Annotated in this window: 21 protein-coding genes; 15 read left to right on the top strand and 6 right to left on the bottom strand. The window is 46.1% G+C overall.

The window, feature by feature from the left end:
- Positions 1 to 2 precede the first annotated feature (2 nt).
- The gene (locus FTT86_RS05630) at positions 3 to 455 is read right to left on the bottom strand and encodes a YcgN family cysteine cluster protein (RefSeq protein WP_004647175.1); all 453 of its coding nucleotides are present in this window, start codon (positions 453 to 455) and stop codon (positions 3 to 5) included.
- 192 nt (positions 456 to 647) lie between these two features.
- On the opposite strand from FTT86_RS05630, the gene FTT86_RS05625 reads away from it, so the two are divergent.
- Positions 648 to 806 (top strand): DUF1328 domain-containing protein, encoded by a 159-nt coding sequence (locus FTT86_RS05625; RefSeq protein ID WP_004647174.1) that lies wholly within the window; start codon positions 648 to 650, stop codon positions 804 to 806.
- Positions 807 to 929: 123 nt separating this feature from the next.
- Here FTT86_RS05625 and murJ read toward each other — a convergent pair whose 3' ends face one another.
- Positions 930 to 2,480, bottom strand: a complete 1,551-nt coding sequence (murJ, locus tag FTT86_RS05620) for a murein biosynthesis integral membrane protein MurJ (RefSeq protein ID WP_171248494.1) — start codon at positions 2,478 to 2,480, stop codon at positions 930 to 932.
- 60 nt (positions 2,481 to 2,540) lie between these two features.
- On the bottom strand, positions 2,541 to 3,131 hold the full coding sequence (ampD, locus tag FTT86_RS05615) for a 1,6-anhydro-N-acetylmuramyl-L-alanine amidase AmpD (protein WP_180180779.1): 591 nt from the start codon (positions 3,129 to 3,131) through the stop codon (positions 2,541 to 2,543).
- A gap of 181 nt (positions 3,132 to 3,312) precedes the next feature.
- Here ampD and nadC point away from each other — a divergent pair, with 181 nt between their 5' ends.
- Positions 3,313 to 4,158 carry a carboxylating nicotinate-nucleotide diphosphorylase gene (gene nadC / locus FTT86_RS05610; protein ID WP_005261505.1) on the top strand — a complete coding sequence of 282 codons (846 nt, stop codon included), beginning with the start codon at positions 3,313 to 3,315 and terminating at the stop codon, positions 4,156 to 4,158.
- Positions 4,159 to 4,258: 100 nt separating this feature from the next.
- Here nadC and FTT86_RS05605 read toward each other — a convergent pair whose 3' ends face one another.
- Positions 4,259 to 4,456 carry a hypothetical protein gene (locus tag FTT86_RS05605; protein WP_005261504.1) on the bottom strand — a complete coding sequence of 66 codons (198 nt, stop codon included), beginning with the start codon at positions 4,454 to 4,456 and terminating at the stop codon, positions 4,259 to 4,261.
- Positions 4,457 to 4,639: 183 nt separating this feature from the next.
- Positions 4,640 to 5,356, bottom strand: coding sequence for a ribonuclease PH (gene rph, locus FTT86_RS05600; protein WP_004281238.1), 717 nt, complete (start codon positions 5,354 to 5,356; stop codon positions 4,640 to 4,642).
- A gap of 210 nt (positions 5,357 to 5,566) precedes the next feature.
- Here rph and FTT86_RS05595 point away from each other — a divergent pair, with 210 nt between their 5' ends.
- Positions 5,567 to 6,268 (top strand): TetR family transcriptional regulator, encoded by a 702-nt coding sequence (locus FTT86_RS05595; protein WP_180180778.1) that lies wholly within the window; start codon positions 5,567 to 5,569, stop codon positions 6,266 to 6,268.
- 53 nt (positions 6,269 to 6,321) lie between these two features.
- Here the strand turns inward: FTT86_RS05595 and FTT86_RS05590 are convergent, their stop codons facing one another.
- On the bottom strand, positions 6,322 to 6,936 hold the full coding sequence (locus FTT86_RS05590) for a thiol:disulfide interchange protein DsbA/DsbL (protein WP_180180777.1): 615 nt from the start codon (positions 6,934 to 6,936) through the stop codon (positions 6,322 to 6,324).
- Between the two features lie 227 nt (positions 6,937 to 7,163).
- Between FTT86_RS05590 and ubiG the strand changes: the two genes are divergently transcribed.
- The 12 genes from ubiG to ssuC all read left to right on the top strand — a co-directional run bounded on the left by ubiG (position 7,164) and on the right by ssuC (position 17,425).
- Positions 7,164 to 7,892 carry a bifunctional 2-polyprenyl-6-hydroxyphenol methylase/3-demethylubiquinol 3-O-methyltransferase UbiG gene (gene ubiG, locus FTT86_RS05585; RefSeq protein ID WP_180180776.1) on the top strand — a complete coding sequence of 243 codons (729 nt, stop codon included), beginning with the start codon at positions 7,164 to 7,166 and terminating at the stop codon, positions 7,890 to 7,892.
- Entirely contained in the window at positions 7,889 to 8,578 is a 690-nt protein-coding gene (locus FTT86_RS05580) for an HAD family hydrolase (RefSeq protein WP_180180775.1), read from the top strand. The genes ubiG and FTT86_RS05580 overlap by 4 nt, the downstream gene beginning before the upstream one ends.
- Before the next feature lie 39 nt (positions 8,579 to 8,617).
- Positions 8,618 to 9,364, top strand: a complete 747-nt coding sequence (locus tag FTT86_RS05575; protein WP_005094903.1) for a YciK family oxidoreductase — start codon at positions 8,618 to 8,620, stop codon at positions 9,362 to 9,364.
- A 156-nt stretch (positions 9,365 to 9,520) separates the two neighbouring features.
- Positions 9,521 to 9,940: a hypothetical protein gene (locus tag FTT86_RS05570; protein WP_004281232.1), complete on the top strand. Its 420-nt coding sequence runs from the start codon at positions 9,521 to 9,523 to the stop codon at positions 9,938 to 9,940.
- A 184-nt stretch (positions 9,941 to 10,124) separates the two neighbouring features.
- Positions 10,125 to 10,280 (top strand): hypothetical protein, encoded by a 156-nt coding sequence (locus tag FTT86_RS05565; RefSeq protein ID WP_180180774.1) that lies wholly within the window; start codon positions 10,125 to 10,127, stop codon positions 10,278 to 10,280.
- 315 nt (positions 10,281 to 10,595) lie between these two features.
- A complete protein-coding gene (locus FTT86_RS05560) occupies positions 10,596 to 10,982 on the top strand; it encodes an RcnB family protein (RefSeq protein WP_005105288.1) in 387 nt (128 codons plus the stop codon).
- Between the two features lie 243 nt (positions 10,983 to 11,225).
- Positions 11,226 to 11,612, top strand: coding sequence for an RcnB family protein (locus FTT86_RS05555; RefSeq protein WP_005261495.1), 387 nt, complete (start codon positions 11,226 to 11,228; stop codon positions 11,610 to 11,612).
- 132 nt (positions 11,613 to 11,744) lie between these two features.
- On the top strand, positions 11,745 to 13,088 hold the full coding sequence (gene argA, locus FTT86_RS05550) for an amino-acid N-acetyltransferase (protein WP_121979807.1): 1,344 nt from the start codon (positions 11,745 to 11,747) through the stop codon (positions 13,086 to 13,088).
- A gap of 333 nt (positions 13,089 to 13,421) precedes the next feature.
- The gene (locus tag FTT86_RS05545; RefSeq protein ID WP_180180773.1) at positions 13,422 to 14,378 is read left to right on the top strand and encodes a sulfonate ABC transporter substrate-binding protein; all 957 of its coding nucleotides are present in this window, start codon (positions 13,422 to 13,424) and stop codon (positions 14,376 to 14,378) included.
- Positions 14,379 to 14,402: 24 nt separating this feature from the next.
- On the top strand, positions 14,403 to 15,398 hold the full coding sequence (locus tag FTT86_RS05540) for an aliphatic sulfonate ABC transporter substrate-binding protein (protein ID WP_004647162.1): 996 nt from the start codon (positions 14,403 to 14,405) through the stop codon (positions 15,396 to 15,398).
- Positions 15,399 to 15,434: 36 nt separating this feature from the next.
- Positions 15,435 to 16,610: an FMNH2-dependent alkanesulfonate monooxygenase gene (ssuD, locus tag FTT86_RS05535; protein ID WP_004647160.1), complete on the top strand. Its 1,176-nt coding sequence runs from the start codon at positions 15,435 to 15,437 to the stop codon at positions 16,608 to 16,610.
- Positions 16,610 to 17,425 (top strand): aliphatic sulfonate ABC transporter permease SsuC, encoded by an 816-nt coding sequence (ssuC, locus tag FTT86_RS05530; RefSeq protein WP_004647159.1) that lies wholly within the window; start codon positions 16,610 to 16,612, stop codon positions 17,423 to 17,425. Before ssuD ends, ssuC begins: the two co-directional genes overlap by 1 nt.
- Positions 17,426 to 17,440: the final 15 nt, after the last annotated feature.

The raw sequence follows: 17,440 nt of genomic DNA, 5'->3' as shown, positions 1-17,440 counted from the left end.
ATTTAACGCACCCAACGTACGATATAGTCTTCGATGTCATCTTCATGAATGTCGCTTTCACTCAGGCAGCGCCCTGCTGCCGACTTACGTGCCTGAATCACACTTTCCCGTGAACCGCTGATCAGATAATGCCAGGATGGCAGGCTTTTGCCCTGCTCTACCCGGCGATAGGCACAACTCGAAGGCAACCAGTGAATCGTTTCCAGCTTCTCTGGCGTGAGCTGAATACAGTCCGGCACATATTGCAAACGATCCGAATAATTGGAACAACGCGCAGTGCTACAATCCAGTAATTTGCAGGCCACTTTGGTATATGCGACTTCCTGAGTATCTTCATCTTCCAGCTTAATCAGACAACATAATCCGCAACCATCACACAAGGCCTCCCACTCGACTTGCGTCAGTTCAGCAAGTGAATAGTTTTTCCAGAATTCGGGACGTAAAGTATCGCTCATGATCAGGTCGGCACATTCAAAAATCAGCTTATTATAGCAGCCAGAACCCTGCAGACCTACCGCCTCAAATTCTTATTACTATCACGTAAACTATTGTTAAATCATAGACAGTTCATCAACAAAACACTAACAGTCGCTGGAATCGTTTATTTCTATACTAAATTTGAAAATAAAAACACATGGAGAATATATATGTTTCGCTGGGCTATTATTTTTGCTGTTATTGCATTAATTGCGAGTCTACTTGGTTTCGGTGGCGTCGCAGGCTTGTCTAAGGATTTTGCAATTATCTTGTTGGTAATTGCGGTGATTCTTGCGATCGTTGGTTTTCTTTCGCGCGGCAAGGTCTAGATTTACGCTAGACCTGTTCAAAGCAAGTGTTAGCTTTCAAAAAACAAGAGCCTTCTGGCTCTTGTTTTTTTATGGGTATTTTAATGATCTATTTTGATCAAAAATACTTCTTTCAATATGAACTTAAGGTTTTAAATGACGTGGTCTAAAACCCGCTACCAGCAAGGCTGCAACGTACGCCACCACACCCACAACACATAAGATCAATACTTCTAAAACACGCATCCATTGTGATACATCTGCGTTATACCAGCTTAGGGCATAGGCCAGAGCCGCAATCATCACCACATTGGCAAACATGAATTGCAGGAAGATTTTTTTCCAGTGCGAACCAAAACGGAAAATATCACGCTTATGCAGATAATAATAAAGCAAACCGGCATTGACCATGGCTGAACCCGTCGATGCCAACGCAAGGGCCATATGCTCTGCTTCCCAGTCAATCAGCTTGAAGAAACCGATAAAGATCACGTTCAGAATCGCATTGGCCGCCACAGCCATCAGACCGACCCGCACCGGGGTTCTGGTATCCTGCTTTGCATAAAAACCGGGTGCAAAGACTTTAATCAACATAAAGGCAATCACACCACCGCTCATACATTGCAGTGCCAATGCCGTCATCTGGGTATCTTCAAAGGTGAACTGACCACGTTCAAACAGGGCCTGAATAATCGGAGTCGACAGCATAAACAGCGCAATACTGGCGGGTAGACCAGCCATCACAATGACTTTGGCTGCCCAGTCCATCATGCCACGGAATTTTTCCGGATTCTGTTCAGTATGTCGTGCTGATAAGGACGGCAGAATCACAGTACCAATTGCAACACCAATGAGTCCTAGTGGCAATTCAGTCATACGCTCGGCACTATACAACCAAGACACCGAACCATCCTGCATGAATGAGGCCCAAATGGTATTTAATAGCAGGTTAATTTGCGTGACAGATACACCAAATAATGCCGGCAGCATCAACTTCATGATGCGATCTACGCCTTCATGCTTGAAGTCAATTTTCGGTGGAATCAGCAAGTTTTTACGCCACAATTCCGGAATCTGGATGGCCAGCTGTAAAATACCAGCAATGATCACAGCCCAGCCCAGCGCCATAATCGGCTCGGCCATATAAGGCGTAAGCCAGAGCGCTCCGGCAATCATCGCCACATTCAGCAAGACCGGTGCAAATGCTGGCGTGCTAAAAGAGCCATAACTGTTCAGAATACTGCTGGCAAAAGCCGTCAGTGACATGAACAGCAAATAAGGAATGGTCAGGCGGAACATGTTGGTCGCCAGAGCGAACTTTTCAGGATCGCTATGGAAACCGGGCGCATAGATATACATGATCAATGGCGCAGCAATGATCGCGACCATGGTCAACGTCGTCATGACCGTCGCCAGACAGCCAAACACCCGGCTAATCAAGATCTGGACTTCGGTATGCGTGCGACTGGTTTTATATTCGGTCAGTACCGGAATAAACGCCTGTGAAAATGCGCCTTCGGCAAATAAACGCCTGAAAAAGTTTGGAATACGAAATGCGACTACGAAGGTATCGAAGTCTTTACCAGCACCAAAGACATTCAGTAAAACAATATCTCGAACCAATCCCAGTACGCGTGACAACATGGTCATCGCACTTACAATGACGGTCGAACGCCAAAGCGCCATCCTATTCACCTAATGTATAAATTTGTGGCTATTGTAATGAAACTTTTGTCAGAAGTTCATTGCTTAATTTCATCGCTCAAGCGAGCTTGAGGTGTTTTTATAATGCTGTAACTGTGTACGAAAATCAGCCCAGTTAAAATACGGTCCCGGATCGGTCTTACGGCCCGGTGCAATATCCGAATGCCCGGCAATATGCTGCTGAATCTTAGAATAATGCTGTTGCAGACAGGCCGTGACTTTCACCAAGGCCTGATATTGTTCAGTTTCAAAAGGCAAGTCATCACTGCCTTCCAGCTCAATCCCGATCGAATAATCATTACATTCTTTTTTGCCCAAATAGGTCGAGCGGCCGGCATGCCAGGCACGGTCATTAAAATTGACAAATTGCAGTACTTCGCCAGATCGTAAAATCAGCAAATGGGTCGACACCTGCATTCCTTCAATGGTTTGAAAATAGGGATGTACCGACCAGTCCAGCTGATTCTGAAAAAACTGCTCAATATAACCGCCGCCAAACTGTGAAGGTGGCAGGCTGATATTGTGAATCACCAGCAATTGAATCTCGGTCTGTTCTGGCCGCTGATTAAAATTGGGAGACGGGATTTGACGTGCACCGATTAGTTGCCCGTCCGTGACCTGAAACTCAGCTGCCTGTTGCATAAAACCGTTCTCCCCAAAATAAAATCTGCAAGATCAGCATTGCAGCCGACTTCATGCTAAAACTTTCAAGGAGAAATCTCAATTCATCCCGGCAAACTGGATGAAAAATCGCTCATCTTTTATGTAACGGTGCTAAGATAAGGCGCAATTTTCACGGCTTAAAAAAGATACGGAAATACTCATGCGCATATCTCAAGCTTTGCTCGACCAGTCGATTCAGATCAATATTCAACAAGCACTTTCAGAAGATATCGGTGACGGTGATATTACTGCTCTGCTAACTCCTGAAGATGAACAGGCCACTGCCACCATCATTAGCCGTGAAGACATGGTTTTGGCCGGTCAGCCTTGGGTAAATGCCTTGATTCAGGCCTATGATCCGAGCGTTGAAGTGATCTGGCTGAAAAATGATGGCGATCATGTTCAAGCCAATCAAGCATTTTTAAAACTGGCCGGATCTGCACGTAGCCTACTCACCGTGGAGCGCCCTGCGCTAAACTTTGTCCAAACGCTGTCTGCGGTTGCGACTAAAACCGCCCACTATGTCAAAGAGCTACAAGGCTTAAATACCAAACTGTTAGATACCCGCAAAACACTTCCGGGTCTGCGTATTGCACAAAAATATGCCGTGGCCATTGGCGGTGGTCAGAACCATCGTTTGGGCCTGTTCGATGCCTTTTTGATTAAAGAAAATCATATTATGGCAGCGGGTGGCATTACCCAGGCGATTGCCAAGGCCCATCAGATTGCGCCGGGCAAACCAGTTGAAGTCGAAGTGGAAACTTGGGATGAGCTGAATCAGGCACTCGAAGCCCATGCCGATATCGTGATGCTAGACAATTTCACTCAGCAGCAGATGATCGACGCGGTGCAACATGTGGCCGGTCGCTGCAAACTGGAAGCCTCAGGCAACATCACGATTGATAATTTACGTGAAGTCGCGAGTACCGGCGTAGATTATATTTCTATGGGTGTATTGACCAAAGATGTCAAAGCCATTGATCTGTCGATGCGTTTCAATGCTTAAGCCTAAATGGGATAGATGACCGTAGAGGGTGCGAAGCACCCTTTTTTTATTTTTAGAAAAATTTTTTGCGTATATTTTGCTCAATTTTCTATCTTAGACCTTAATCATCATCGTCGTCCCGATTACCTCGGCGATCGCGGTCATCATCGTCACCATCACGGTCGTTATATCTTCCGCTATCCTCATCACGATCCTGATTTAATACTGAACGCTCGTCATCTTCACGATTATTGCCCCAGTCACAGGCAGTTAATCCAAACACGCCCAGCAATGAAATTGCACAAAGCCACTGTTTCATGTCGCATTACCTCATTGTGATCTCGCCTGATCCAATATCGGTTTAAAACCGGTTCAGATATAGCCGATTCATGTCGGATTTTTGTCAGGAAGTTTTGTAATGCATTTTTTGGATACAGTTGCAGAGTGAAATTTCAGGCATAAAAAAACGCATCCGGAGATGCGTTTCTCAGCATGGGATGGATTACCAGCCTAAAGCTTCTTGCTGTTTTTTCACCAGTTCCTGAATGCCTTTCTCAGCCATTTCCAGCATGGCATTCGATTGTGCGCGGGTAAATGGCTTATCTTCTGCAGTACCTTGAATTTCAATAAATTCACCGGCCTGAGTCATCACCACGTTCAAATCGGTTTGACAGTTTGAATCTTCTTCATAGCAAAGATCCAGTAATACTTCATCTTTAAAAATGCCCACAGAAACTGCAGCCACCAAACCTTTTAATGGATCATGTTTGATTTTTTTTCTTTCCAGCAAGACGTTCATGGCATCGACCAAAGCCACCGCAGCACCAGTAATCGCTGCAGTACGGGTGCCGCCATCAGCCTGAATTACGTCACAGTCGATAGTAATGGTATTTTCACCCAGCTTTTTCAGATCGACCATTGAGCGCAGGCTACGACCAATCAGACGCTGAATTTCCTGAGTACGGCCACTCTGTTTGCCACGTGCCGCTTCACGGTCGCTACGGGTATGGGTTGAACGTGGCAACATGCCATATTCAGCCGTCACCCAGCCCTGACCCTGACCTTTGAGGAAACGCGGTACAGAACTATCCACACTGGCGGTACAGAGTACTTTGGTATGACCAAATTCAACCAATACAGAGCCTTCCGCATAACGTGTATAGTTACGGGTAATTTTCACTTCACGTAATTGATCTAATGCTCGTTGGTCGATACGCATAATAAGTCCTGTATGGGTTCAAAATAATTGCGGCTCAGTATAGCAGAAGCCTTTGCCAAGATTAGGCAGCCGGGCGATTCATTTACAAAATCAATGCATCAGCTCGCTACGAGTTGTCGAAATTCTGCCGATCTGTGGCACTACGATTTAATTTAATTTTTGCTAGACTAAAACTCTCTATAAGGGAAGCCGGTGATAGGAAACCCATTTATGTCCTTACGTGAAGATCGCAAGCAGCAAAGTCATCAGGCGTTACTCGATGCGACACTGGCATTCAGCAGTCAGGGCCGCGCTTTCAGCACGATCAGTCTGCGGGAAGTTGCGAATGCAGTCGGAGTGGTACCGACGGCGTTCTATCGGCACTTTCAGGATATGAACCAGTTGGGTCTGGAATTGCTGGATCAGGTTGCGATTCATATCAAGGGTGTACTCAATCAGCTGGGGCAGGCCTATCTGTATCAGCCGAATACCCGAACCCAAACCGGGCTTGAACTGTTTTTTCAGGCCGTCGAATACCATCCTGAACCCTGGATTTTTTTTGTTGCAGAACGTTGGGGCGGTTCAGACGTGTTACGTGCCGGCATTGAACGAGAAATTCATTTTCTGGCTGAAGATGTCATGCATGAACTGGCCAAGATGCAATCTACCCGACATATTCAGGCGCCACAGGACTTGCAGGCTCTGGCACAGATGCTGATTGAGCTGTCCCTGAACTGGGCCATGGGCTGGATTCATCTGCAGCATCAGGCTGATCCAGAGCTACGTCGCGCCCAATCCAATGCCTTTAAAACCCAAAGCGTGCTACAGATGCAGCTTTTGCTGCGTGGCATTTTGCACTGGTACCGGCGACCTGCCGAAACAGTTGAAACCGCAAGCCCTGTGCTCAATGAAGCGGTCACTCCTCCGGCCTAAATAAAAAAACCTGCATCATGATGCAGGTTTTTTTAGTGATCGTCAGTTCAGACTTATTTGACTTTACGCTCTTTTTCGATCAGGTAATTCACCACCTGAATGACTTTGGCATCATTACCTTGCACAATATATTTACCATTCACGGTCACTGCCGGAACACCACTGAGCTGATACTGAGCAGCCAGATTTTTGGCTTGGGCAATTTTCGAAGTGATCGGGAAAGATTTATAAGTGCTGTTAAATTTCGCTTCAGAAATACCATAGCGGGTATAAAACTTGGCCAATTGTGCCTGTTCTAAAATTGGACGCTGCTTGTCATGAATATCATGGAATAATTGTAAATGTGCTTTTTGACGCACACCCAATGCTTCAGACACATAATAAGCACGCGCCGCCTGTTCCCAGAGTGGATTCATCGCAGCCGGTGTACGTACAAAACGTACATCTTTTGGTAATTTTTTCAACCAGCCCTGCATATGGGGTTCAAGCGCGAAACAGTGACCACAGCCGTACCAGAAGAATTCACGTACCTCAATTCTGCCCGGTTTTTCGACTTTGACTGGTTTTGCAACCACCTGATAGTCCTGACCTGCCACAAAATTGGCCATAGCATTGCCTGAAAAGGCCAAAACAGATGCGGCAACAGCGCCTAAAAGGAATTTTTTCATTCGGATTATCGTCCTCTAAATCATTATGCTTAGTTTATGTGTTCACTATAAATCAATTATGCCGGTTTCGTTTTCATTCTGTGAACTTTTTTGCTGCTTTTATCGCTTTTTCTGCCAGAATCGCTACACTAAACCATCGGACTGATTTTCAAGGTTTTAGATCAGTTTCTCTGGCCATTCGGCACGTACATATTTTTAGCTAATCATGACTGATTGAGGTGACACCGATGTCGCAATTGAATGTTGATCCACAAGAAATTGCCAAGTTTGAAGCATTTGCAGCTATATGGTGGGATCAGCATTCTGAGTTCCGCCCCTTGCACATGATTAATCCACTGCGTTTAAACTGGATTGATGAACATGCCGGAGGCCTGAACGGCAAAAAAGTGCTGGATGTCGGCTGTGGTGGCGGTATTCTGGCCGAAAGCATGGCGCGTCGCGGTGCCGATGTGCTCGGGATTGATATGGGTGCAGCGCCTCTGAACGTAGCACGCATCCATGCCGAACAGGAAGGCGTGAGCAATATTGAATATCGTCAGGTGCCGGTTGAGCAACTGGCAGAGGAACAGGCTGGCCAATATGACATCGTGACCTGCATGGAAATGCTAGAGCATGTGCCAGATCCGGCATCGATTATTCAGGCCTGTCATAAACTGGTCAAGCCAGGTGGTCATGTATTCTTCTCGACCATTAACCGTAATCCAAAGTCCTATTTATTTGCCATTATTGGGGCAGAATATGTCTTGCGCATGCTGGCCAAAGGCACCCACGATTACAGCAAATTTATCAAGCCGTCCGAACTGGCACATGACATTCGCAACTCGGGTTTAAAGCTTAAAGACATGACCGGTCTGCACTATAATCCGCTGACCAAGCGTTATTGGCTGGCACCGAATGTTGATGTGAACTATATGGTCTATACCGTGAAAGATAGCGCAGCAGAGACCACAGCATGAAAGCCGTTTTATTTGACCTCGATGGTACCCTGATTGATACCGCTGCCGATTTTATCCGGATTATCCAGCAGATGTGCCATGAAGAAGGCCGCCCACTGGTTGCACCCGAGCTGATTCGTACCCAGGTCTCCGAAGGCGCTCGCGCTATGGTGAAACTGGTTTATCCGGAACTGCAACTAGAAGATCCGGTCTTTCTGCAACACCGTCAGCGCTTTCTGGACATGTACGGCGCAGATATTGCGGTCGATACCGATCTGTTTGATGGCATGTATCCATTACTTGAACAGCTAGAGGAAAATGACATTCCTTGGGGGATTGTGACCAATAAACCGCGCTGGCTCAGCGAGGCTTTACTGCAAGCGCTGAACCTGAGTGAACGCTGCGCAGTGCTGGTATGTCCGGAAGATGTCACTCGGACCAAACCCGATCCTGAACCGATGTATCTGGCAGCCAAGCAACTGAATCTTGCCGCGGAAGACTGTATCTATGTCGGAGATCATCCCCGAGATATTGATGCCGGCCGTCATGCCCAGATGCTGACCATTCTGGCTGCTTATGGTTATTTGCCGTTGCAATACAAAGACGATTTAAACGCCTGGCAGGCCGACCATATCGTGCATACTGTGACAGAATTACATCAATTGATTCAGACACTAGTACTGAAGCAGCATACTGCGGTATCTTGAACGCTTAACACTAAATAATAAGAAGTGAGGAGGTAGATAATGAAATATTCAGCATATCAACCTCGCCCCGATCTGCTCAAGGATCGTATCATCCTAATCACAGGTGCGGGCGATGGCATTGGACGTGCAGCAGCAATCAGTTATGCCTTGCATGGCGCAACTGTGGTGCTGCATGGGCGTACCTTAAACAAACTCGAAGTCATTTATGATGAAATTGAAAGTTTGGGTGCGCCGCAACCTGCCATCTTGCCGCTACAACTATCGAGTGCGTCAGAACGTGATTATGAGCTTTTGCTCGATACGCTAGACCGTCAGTTTGGTCGTCTGGACGGCATTCTGCACAATGCCGGCATTTTAGGTGAACGGGTTCCCTTGGCGGATTATCCGGTCAACGTCTGGGATGATGTGATGGCGGTCAATCTGCGTGCACCCTTTGTCATGACCCAGGCCCTGCTGCCGCTATTATCCAAATCTGAACATGCTTCAGTGGTTTTTGCCAGCTCAGGTGTAGGCCGCGAAGCCCGCGAACGCTGGGGTGCGTATTCGGTTTCTAAAATTGCTATTGAAGCGGTAAGCCAGTTATTTGCCAAAGAGCAGGTACATCCGAATATCCGTTATAACTGCATCAATCCCGGGGCAACGCGGACTGCCATGCGCGCCAAGGCCTATCCGAATGAAGATCCGAAAACCCTGCCTACCCCCGATTCAATCATGCCGGCTTATCTATATTTGATGGGTAATGACAGCCTGCATATGAATGGCCAGAGTATTGATGCACAGGATTAAATTATTCTGTCTGTCATTCAGGGAGCAATCGCTCCCTTTTTATTTCATTTTTAGTCATATTCAGCGCATAAATCTTAAGTAAGTTCACCCCGCTCGCATTGAGTTTCATTAAAATAACAGCATACTAAGCCCCACTATATTTCACTCGAGTGCATCATGACTGAATTAAACAATATTACGGTGACCCATTTAGACGATGGCATGGTGTCGCTGCTGATTGATCAACAGCCTATTTCAGAGAAATACGGCACCAAGTTTGAAGCCAGTATCGTGGATGACATCAAAGCACTCGAAAATGCTCAGAAACTCAAATTGTTCGAGCAATTTGTATTTTCACATCAGGATCTGAATTTTGAACATGCCTATTATTATGTGACTGGCATTGAAAAATTAGACGACAGTTATCGTCTGGCCAAGCATTTTGTTTATCGCATTAAAATTGAAGGTCAGCCAGAAATCGAACATGTCATCAGCAATCAGGGCAAAGCCATGACGGCCGAGGATGTACGTGCCTTTATTCAGGCGCATGTGCAGAAATCACTCAACGATTATACTGACCTGAACTACGCTTATTAAAAGTCGGGTCATTGAATAATCTTGGGCACTTTTCGATAAAGTGCCCTTTTTTTCTTAAAATCCTGCAAAAAATAACAATAAATCGGATTTACATATTAAATATATAAAATTATACGGTTTTCCAAATCAAACTCATTGAACTATGCTTTCTTGAACCACAGATAGATCAAATCAGGAGCGCAGCATGGCTGACCAAAAACGTAAAATTGAAACGATTCACCGGATTGAACAGTTGCAGTTATCTGAAGCATTGATTGTGGCACTTGATGATGCTCTTCAAGCTGAATCGGTGGCTGAAGCAATCCAGTCCTTGCAGAGTTTGGCAGAACAATGGAATTAATCTCAAACTAAACTGGCAAAATTCTTTGCCGTTTCATTAAATCATGAACTTTTTTCTCGCTGACTCAATGCTGTTTTTTTGAGCTAAATCATCGATTTTCGCTTGCATGTTGGCCCTTGCTTTGATGAGATAAGGACATGGCTCGGTAGGCTACTTTATAGAAGTGATGCCGTCGCATATAGTCATGTAAAAACATGACATCATCATAATATCTCTGCATTTGTTATAAAAATTGTGCCTGTTCTTCACAGTTTCTCTGCAATTTTTCCGTACATTAGGCGCTGTAGAAGATGAACAATTTAATGAGGGTTCAACATGAAAAAGGTTTTGGTGGCACTGGCAATTTCTTGCAGTACATTCATGCTGAGCAATGTCGTCATCGCTGCCCCTCATTTCAATGATGAATCCCGTATGGATTCACGTCATGGTCATGACAAGAAGAAAGCCCGTGAGTTCCGAGAGGAAGAGCAGCAGGATAACCGCCGTATGCGTGAAGAACGCGGGGTGAAACGCTTGCAACAGTTACGCTGGCAGCCAGGTTACGTAATGCCGCAGCATTATCGTGGCAATGGCTATAAAGTTGAATACAAAGACCATCGCCTGCCTCGACCTGACCGCAAGCAGCAATGGTACAAAGTCAATAATGACTACATTCTGGTGGATTCTGAAAACAACAGCATTATCCGGATTGTGGGTGACTAGTTCATAAGAGCATTCAAATTTAATCTTCTTTCAGGCCCAACGATGTTTGGGCTTTTTTATTTCACTGGCTGAAAATTGTTTATCCGCAAATCTTGCTGCTTTTCCAGTTTTCAGACTGCGTGATTCATCTACTAAATTTCTTCATGAATTTAACAATTTAACTAAATAGCCCTCACGCTTTCTATGTACTTGTTCGCTAATTTAGTCTCATCGAAATTAGATATACATCTTAAGGTGAGAGCCATGAAAAAAGTCTTAACTACAATCGCGTTATCTCTAAGTGCTTTGTTAGCTACTTCTGCAATGGCAGCACCACAGCATGACTCGCGTTATGACCATAATCCGCATAAACCGGCGCCACACTGGAATGCCAAAGACAGCAAGAAATGGAATGACGACCGTCGCTGGAATGATGACCGCCGTCATAACAACCGTATGGTCAATCCAAGCCGTGACTGGCGCGTAGGACAAACTTTACCTCGCCAATATGACAACAACCGTTTTGAAGTAAGTGATCGCGAAGCACGCCGTTTGCCAAATACCGGTCGTTTCCAGCAATGGTACAAGGTCAACAATGACTACGTTCTGGTCAATGAGCGTACCAACAAAATTGTACGAATCATTAACTAAGCTTTCTCCATTACTGCTCGTCTTGCAGACACCTGAAGTCCCCTTCAGGTGTTTTTTTATATCTGCACTTCCACTTGCATTTTTTTTCATTAGAATCAAAGCTGGATCTTCAATCATTGAAATGGGCACAGCATGACTTCAGCAGAAACGTCACAAAGCACAACTTTGCAATATGTGCACTGGTTTCGCCATTCTGCGCCTTATATCAATGCGCACCGCAATAAAACCTTTGTAATCATGTTTGATGGCGAAGCCGTCTTAAATGATAACTTTCAGCATATTATTCACGATATTGCTTTATTACATTCTTTAGGCATTCGGCTGATTCTGGTACATGGTGCACGTCCGCAAATTAACCAGAATCTGGCTCAAAGCCAGATTACGACGCCTTTTTACCAGCAGCGTCGGGTCACCACACGTGAATCTTTAAGCTGCGTGATGAATGCCGTCGGTTCGATCCGCCTACAAATTGAAGCACTGCTGTCTATGGGACTGGCCAATTCGCCGATGTATGGCGCCCGGATTGATACCGTTTCAGGGAATTTTGTCACCGCCAAGCCGTATGGCATCCGCGATGGTATCGATTTTCAGTTGACCGGTGAAGTGCGCGCGGTTGATACCGATGCGATTCAGCGCCATCTGGACAGTCATAATATTGTGGTGCTTGGCCCGACCGGTTATTCCACTACCGGAGAAGTTTTTAATCTGCTGGCTGAAGAAGTTGCTACCAAAACTGCGATTCGCCTTAAGGCAGATAAACTGATTTTTCTCGGTAAGCAGCATGGTCTGATGGACAGTAACGGACAACTCAAACGCGAAGTGACACCGCAACAACTGGATGATTTTATTCCGGTCGAACAAGATGCGCTTGAAAGAGGACTACAAGTGAAAGCCGCACAGGAAGCCTCAATGAACGGCGTACATCGGGTGCATCTGATTTCTTATGCCTATGATGGTGCCCTGCTGGAAGAGCTGTTCACCCGGGATGGTTCCGGAACTCTGGTCACCGACGCGCATTATGAAGAAGTGCGGATGGCCGATATTCAGGATGTTGGCGGCCTGATCGGTTTGCTGCGTCCACTGGAAGAAGAAGGCATTCTGGTCTATCGTTCGCGTGAACGCCTAGAAAATGAAATCAACCAGTTTGCCGTAATCGAACGGGACGGCATGATTCTGGCCTGTGCCGCCCTCTACCCGATTCCGACGACAGGGGATGAATTGCGTTCTGCAGAAATTGCCTGTGTTGCGGTACATCCCAGTTATCGCAAGTCTAATCGGGGTAGCCAGATCCTGCATTATCTAGAAGAAAAAGCCAAAAGCATGCAGATTCAGCAACTGTTTATTTTAACTACCCGCACCGCGCACTGGTTTCTGGAACAAGGCTTTGAACCGGCTTCAGTCGATGACCTGCCGGATGCCCGTCAGGCATTTTACAATTATCAACGTAATTCAATTGTTTGCAAAAAGTCACTTTAAAGTGACTTTTTCTTTTGGTGCCTTAGCTTAATTTTAGATAAAGATATCTGGCAATCTCGATTTAAATTTTAAAATTGCAATGCTGCTTTTCAGCTAAACATATCAGCAGATTAGATTTAAAGAAATAATTATAAATTTCATAAGTTTGATTAACTTAAATAGTAAATATTCATTTTTATATAAATCACTTTTTCGCATAAGTTTTGCGCTTTTTTATTTATCTTTTTTCTTCATTAGAAATTCCTGAATAGTTATTTTTTTGAAAAAACAAAAACGATTAGCGTGTGTCTAAGTTTTCATTCACTAGCTTTTCACTTTCGGGAGTTTTGATTCATGCGCCAATCTCATGTTCAGTTTTTAACAAAAACTGCGGTACTCGGTACCGCGATGGCTGGTGTCATGATGCTTTCAGGCTGCTCGAAAAAAGAAGAGACCATTACTCTGAATATCGGTTTCCAAAAATACGGCATATTACCTATTTTAAAAGAACGCGGCACGCTGGAAACCAGCTTAAAACAGCAAGGGGTCAATGTGAAATGGGTAGAATTTCCGGCCGGCCCACAACTGCTTGAGGGCCTGAATGTTGGCAGCGTCTCTTTTGGTGAAGCCGGTGAAGCACCGCCAATTTTTGCCCAGGCGGCCAACTCAAATCTGGTCTATGTGGCCAATCAGCCGCAAGCGCCTAAGGCAGAAGCCTTAATTGTACCGAAAGATTCGCCGATTCAGTCTATTCAAGATCTGAAAGGCAAACGGGTAGCCCTGAACAAAGGTTCAAACGTGCATTACTTACTATTAAAAGTTCTGGAAGCCAACCAGCTTGGCCTTGATGATATCGAAGTGATCTATTTACCACCTTCCGATGCACGTGCTGCATTTGAACGTGGTGCAGTCGATGCTTGGGTGATCTGGGATCCGTTCTTTGCAGCTGCTGAACATCAAATTGGTGCGCGTGTCATTGCCAACGGTGAAAATGTGGTGAGCAATCATCAGTTCTATCTGGCAGATCGCAAGTTCGCAGAAAGCCATCCTCAGGTGGTACAGGCGGTTGTCAATGAACTAAACCTGACCACGGACTGGGTCGCAAAAAATCAGGACGCTGCCGCTCAGCTCCTGCAAAAACCGACAGGTCTAGCCGTCGATGTCTTAAAAACCTCTATTTCACGCATGGGCTTCGGTGTTAAACCCCTCACGACTGACGTGATTCAAAAACAGCAACAGGTCGCCGATGCGTTTTATGCGCAGCAGCTGATTCCACAAAAGCTGAATATTGATGCAGCAATTATTAAATAACAGCAGAATAATTCGAGAATAAAGATGAGTCATATAAAAACAGTTTCTTATATCAGCTTAGCGCTATTGAGCTTTAGTCTGACTGGCTGCCAGAAACAGGAACCACAGCAAACGGCTGCCGCAGAAACCACGTCAGCGCAACAAGTTAAAACCATTGCGATTGGCTTTCAGAAATCAGCCTTAAATCTGCTGGTGGCACGTGATGAAAAGCTGTTAGAACAACAATTTCCCAATGCCAAAATTGAATGGAAAGAGTTTCCGGCAGGCCCACAAATGCTGGAAGCCTTAGCAGTCGGTGCAGTGGATTATGGCTATGTGGGAAATACTCCGCCTATTTTTGCACAGGCGGCAGACAAAGCCCTGAGCTACGTGGCCTTTGAAAAAGTGGCGGGAAATTCTTTGGCCGTGGTCGTGCCGAAAGACAGTGCCATTCAAAATATTCAACAATTGAAAGGAAAACGGATCGCGGTGCAGAAAGGTTCAAGTGCCCATGAACTTCTGGCCAAAACCCTGGAAAAAGCCGGATTAAGCTGGTCAGAGATTCAAGCCGTCTGGCTTCCCCCTGCGGATGCACGTGCTGCTTTTGACAAAAAAGCCATTGATGCCTGGGCAATCTGGGATCCCTTCCTGGGTGCAGCCGAGTTCGACAGCAAGGTTAAGGTGCTGATTGAATCTAGTGACTTTCCACAAACCTACTCCTTTTATATCGGCAATCCCGAATTTATTCAGAAGCATCCGGATAGCCCCGGGAAGTTTATCCAGGCTTTAAATGCATCTGACCAGTGGATTCTTAAAAACCAGGCTGTAGCTCTAGATATTTATCAGAAAAGTACCGGTCTGAAACCGGATGTAGCGAAGATTGCATTTGAGCGTCGTCTTAAACCTTCGCCGGTACAACCATTAACGACGGAAGTGATCAAAGCTCAACAGAATATTGCCGATCTCTTCCAGCAGGTTCAACTGATTCCCAAAACCATCAGCGTCCAGCAACAGATCTGGTCGCCAGCGGCCACACATTGATGAGCAAACAAGATCATTTAATTTAAGGAATATTACATGAAAATTTTCTGGTTTATCCCCACTCATGGCGACAGTCGTTACTTAGGCACCAGCAAGGGCGCACGTGTTGTAGATCATGCCTACATGAAGCAGATTGCCGTTGCCGTGGATAATCTTGGTTATGAAGGTGTCCTGATTCCGACTGGCCGTTCTTGTGAAGATCCATGGTTAACTGCAGCCAGCCTGATTGATGCGACCAAAAAATTAAAATTCCTGGTGGCATTGCGTCCAGGCGTGACCACGCCGGCACTGGCTGCACGTATGGCCGCGACCTTTGACCGCTTGTCTAATGGCCGAGTACTGCTGAATCTGGTGACTGGCGGTGACGAGCAGGAGCTAAAAGGTGATGGCGTCTATGAAGATCACACAACCCGTTATAAAACGGCGACCGAATACACCACCATCTGGCGTGAAATTTTAAAACGCTCACATACCGGTGAAAGCTTTAGTTTCCATGGCGAACGCTTAAGTGTCGATGATGCAAAATTGCTGTATCCACCCATTCAGCAGCCGCATCCGCCTTTATGGTTTGGTGGCTCATCGGATGATGCCATTGAGCTGGCCACGGATCAGGTCGATACTTACTTGACCTGGGGCGAGCCACCGGCAGCAGTCAAAGAAAAAATTGCAGTGGTAAAAGCCAAGGCTGCAGCTAAAGGTCGTGAACTGAATTACGGGATCCGTTTACACGTGATCGTACGCGAAACCAATGAGCAGGCCTGGGCGGCGGCTGAAGAACTGATTCAATATGTGGATGATGCCACTATCGCTGCAGCCCAAGCCAAGTTCAAATCCATGGACTCGGTCGGTCAGCGCCGTATGGCAGAACTGCACAATGGCGATCGCAGCAAACTCGAAGTTTCTCCAAACCTCTGGGCAGGTGTGGGTCTGGTTCGTGGTGGTGCAGGTACGGCACTGGTCGGCGATCCGGAAACTGTCGCTGCACGTATCCAGGAATATGCCGATCTGGGGATCAGCACCTTTATTTTCTCAGGCTATCCACATCTGGAAGAATCCATCCGTTTTGCAGAACTGGTATTCCCTTTACTTCCACTGGAAACCCAGCAAAAACTCACTCAACCAAACTTGACCGGTCCATTTGGTGAAATCGTGGCGAACAACTACACACCGGACGAGAACAAGCAGGCTGAGAAAATTAAGGAGTCTGCTTAATGTCAAAAGTCGTTTCCGTTGAAACCCTGACCCCAAAGCAGGTTTCACGTGGAACAATTCTGGGGCAGCATCTGCTGCCCTGGCTGGTTCCAATTTTCTTGATTGCAGTTTGGCAAATTGCCTCTAGCACAGGCCTGCTGGAAAGCCGGATTCTGCCTGCACCGAGTGCCGTGGTTTTAGCCTTCTGGAATTTATTGCTCAGCGGTGAACTGTGGACGCATGTGCAAGTCAGTGCAGGACGTGCCATCAGCGGATTATTGGTAGGTGGTGGTTTGGGCCTATTGCTGGGTCTGTTAAATGGTTCATCCAAAACTGCCTCTACCCTGCTCGACACCACCTTGCAGATGATCCGCAATATTCCTGCACTGGCACTCATTCCCCTAGTCATCTTATGGTTCGGGATTGATGAATCTGCCAAATTGTTTCTGGTGGCGATTGGGGTATTTTTCCCGATTTATATCAATACCTATCATGGGATTCGTTCCGTCGATCCGCAATTGATCGAGATGGGCAAAAGCTATGGCTTAACTCGCTGGCAACTGTATAAAGAAATTATTCTGCCGGGTGCGATGCCGTCAATTCTGGTCGGACTGCGTTTTTCTCTAGGTCTGGTCTGGGTATTGTTAATCGTGGCCGAAACCATTTCCGCCCAGTCTGGTATTGGTTATATGACCATGAATGCACGTGAATTTTTGCAAACTGACGTGGTTCTGGTAGGTATTTTATTGTATGCCCTGCTCGGCAAACTGGCCGATGTTCTGGCCGTGGCCTTAGAGCGATTCCTGCTGCGCTGGCATGCCGGCTATCAAAAATAAAGAATAAATGAGGAG

Source organism: Acinetobacter sp. YH01021, assembly GCF_013420255.1.
GTDB lineage: Bacteria > Pseudomonadota > Gammaproteobacteria > Pseudomonadales > Moraxellaceae > Acinetobacter.
The sequence above is the reverse complement of the archived record's forward strand: the minus strand, read 5'-3'. Positions and strand labels throughout refer to the sequence as shown.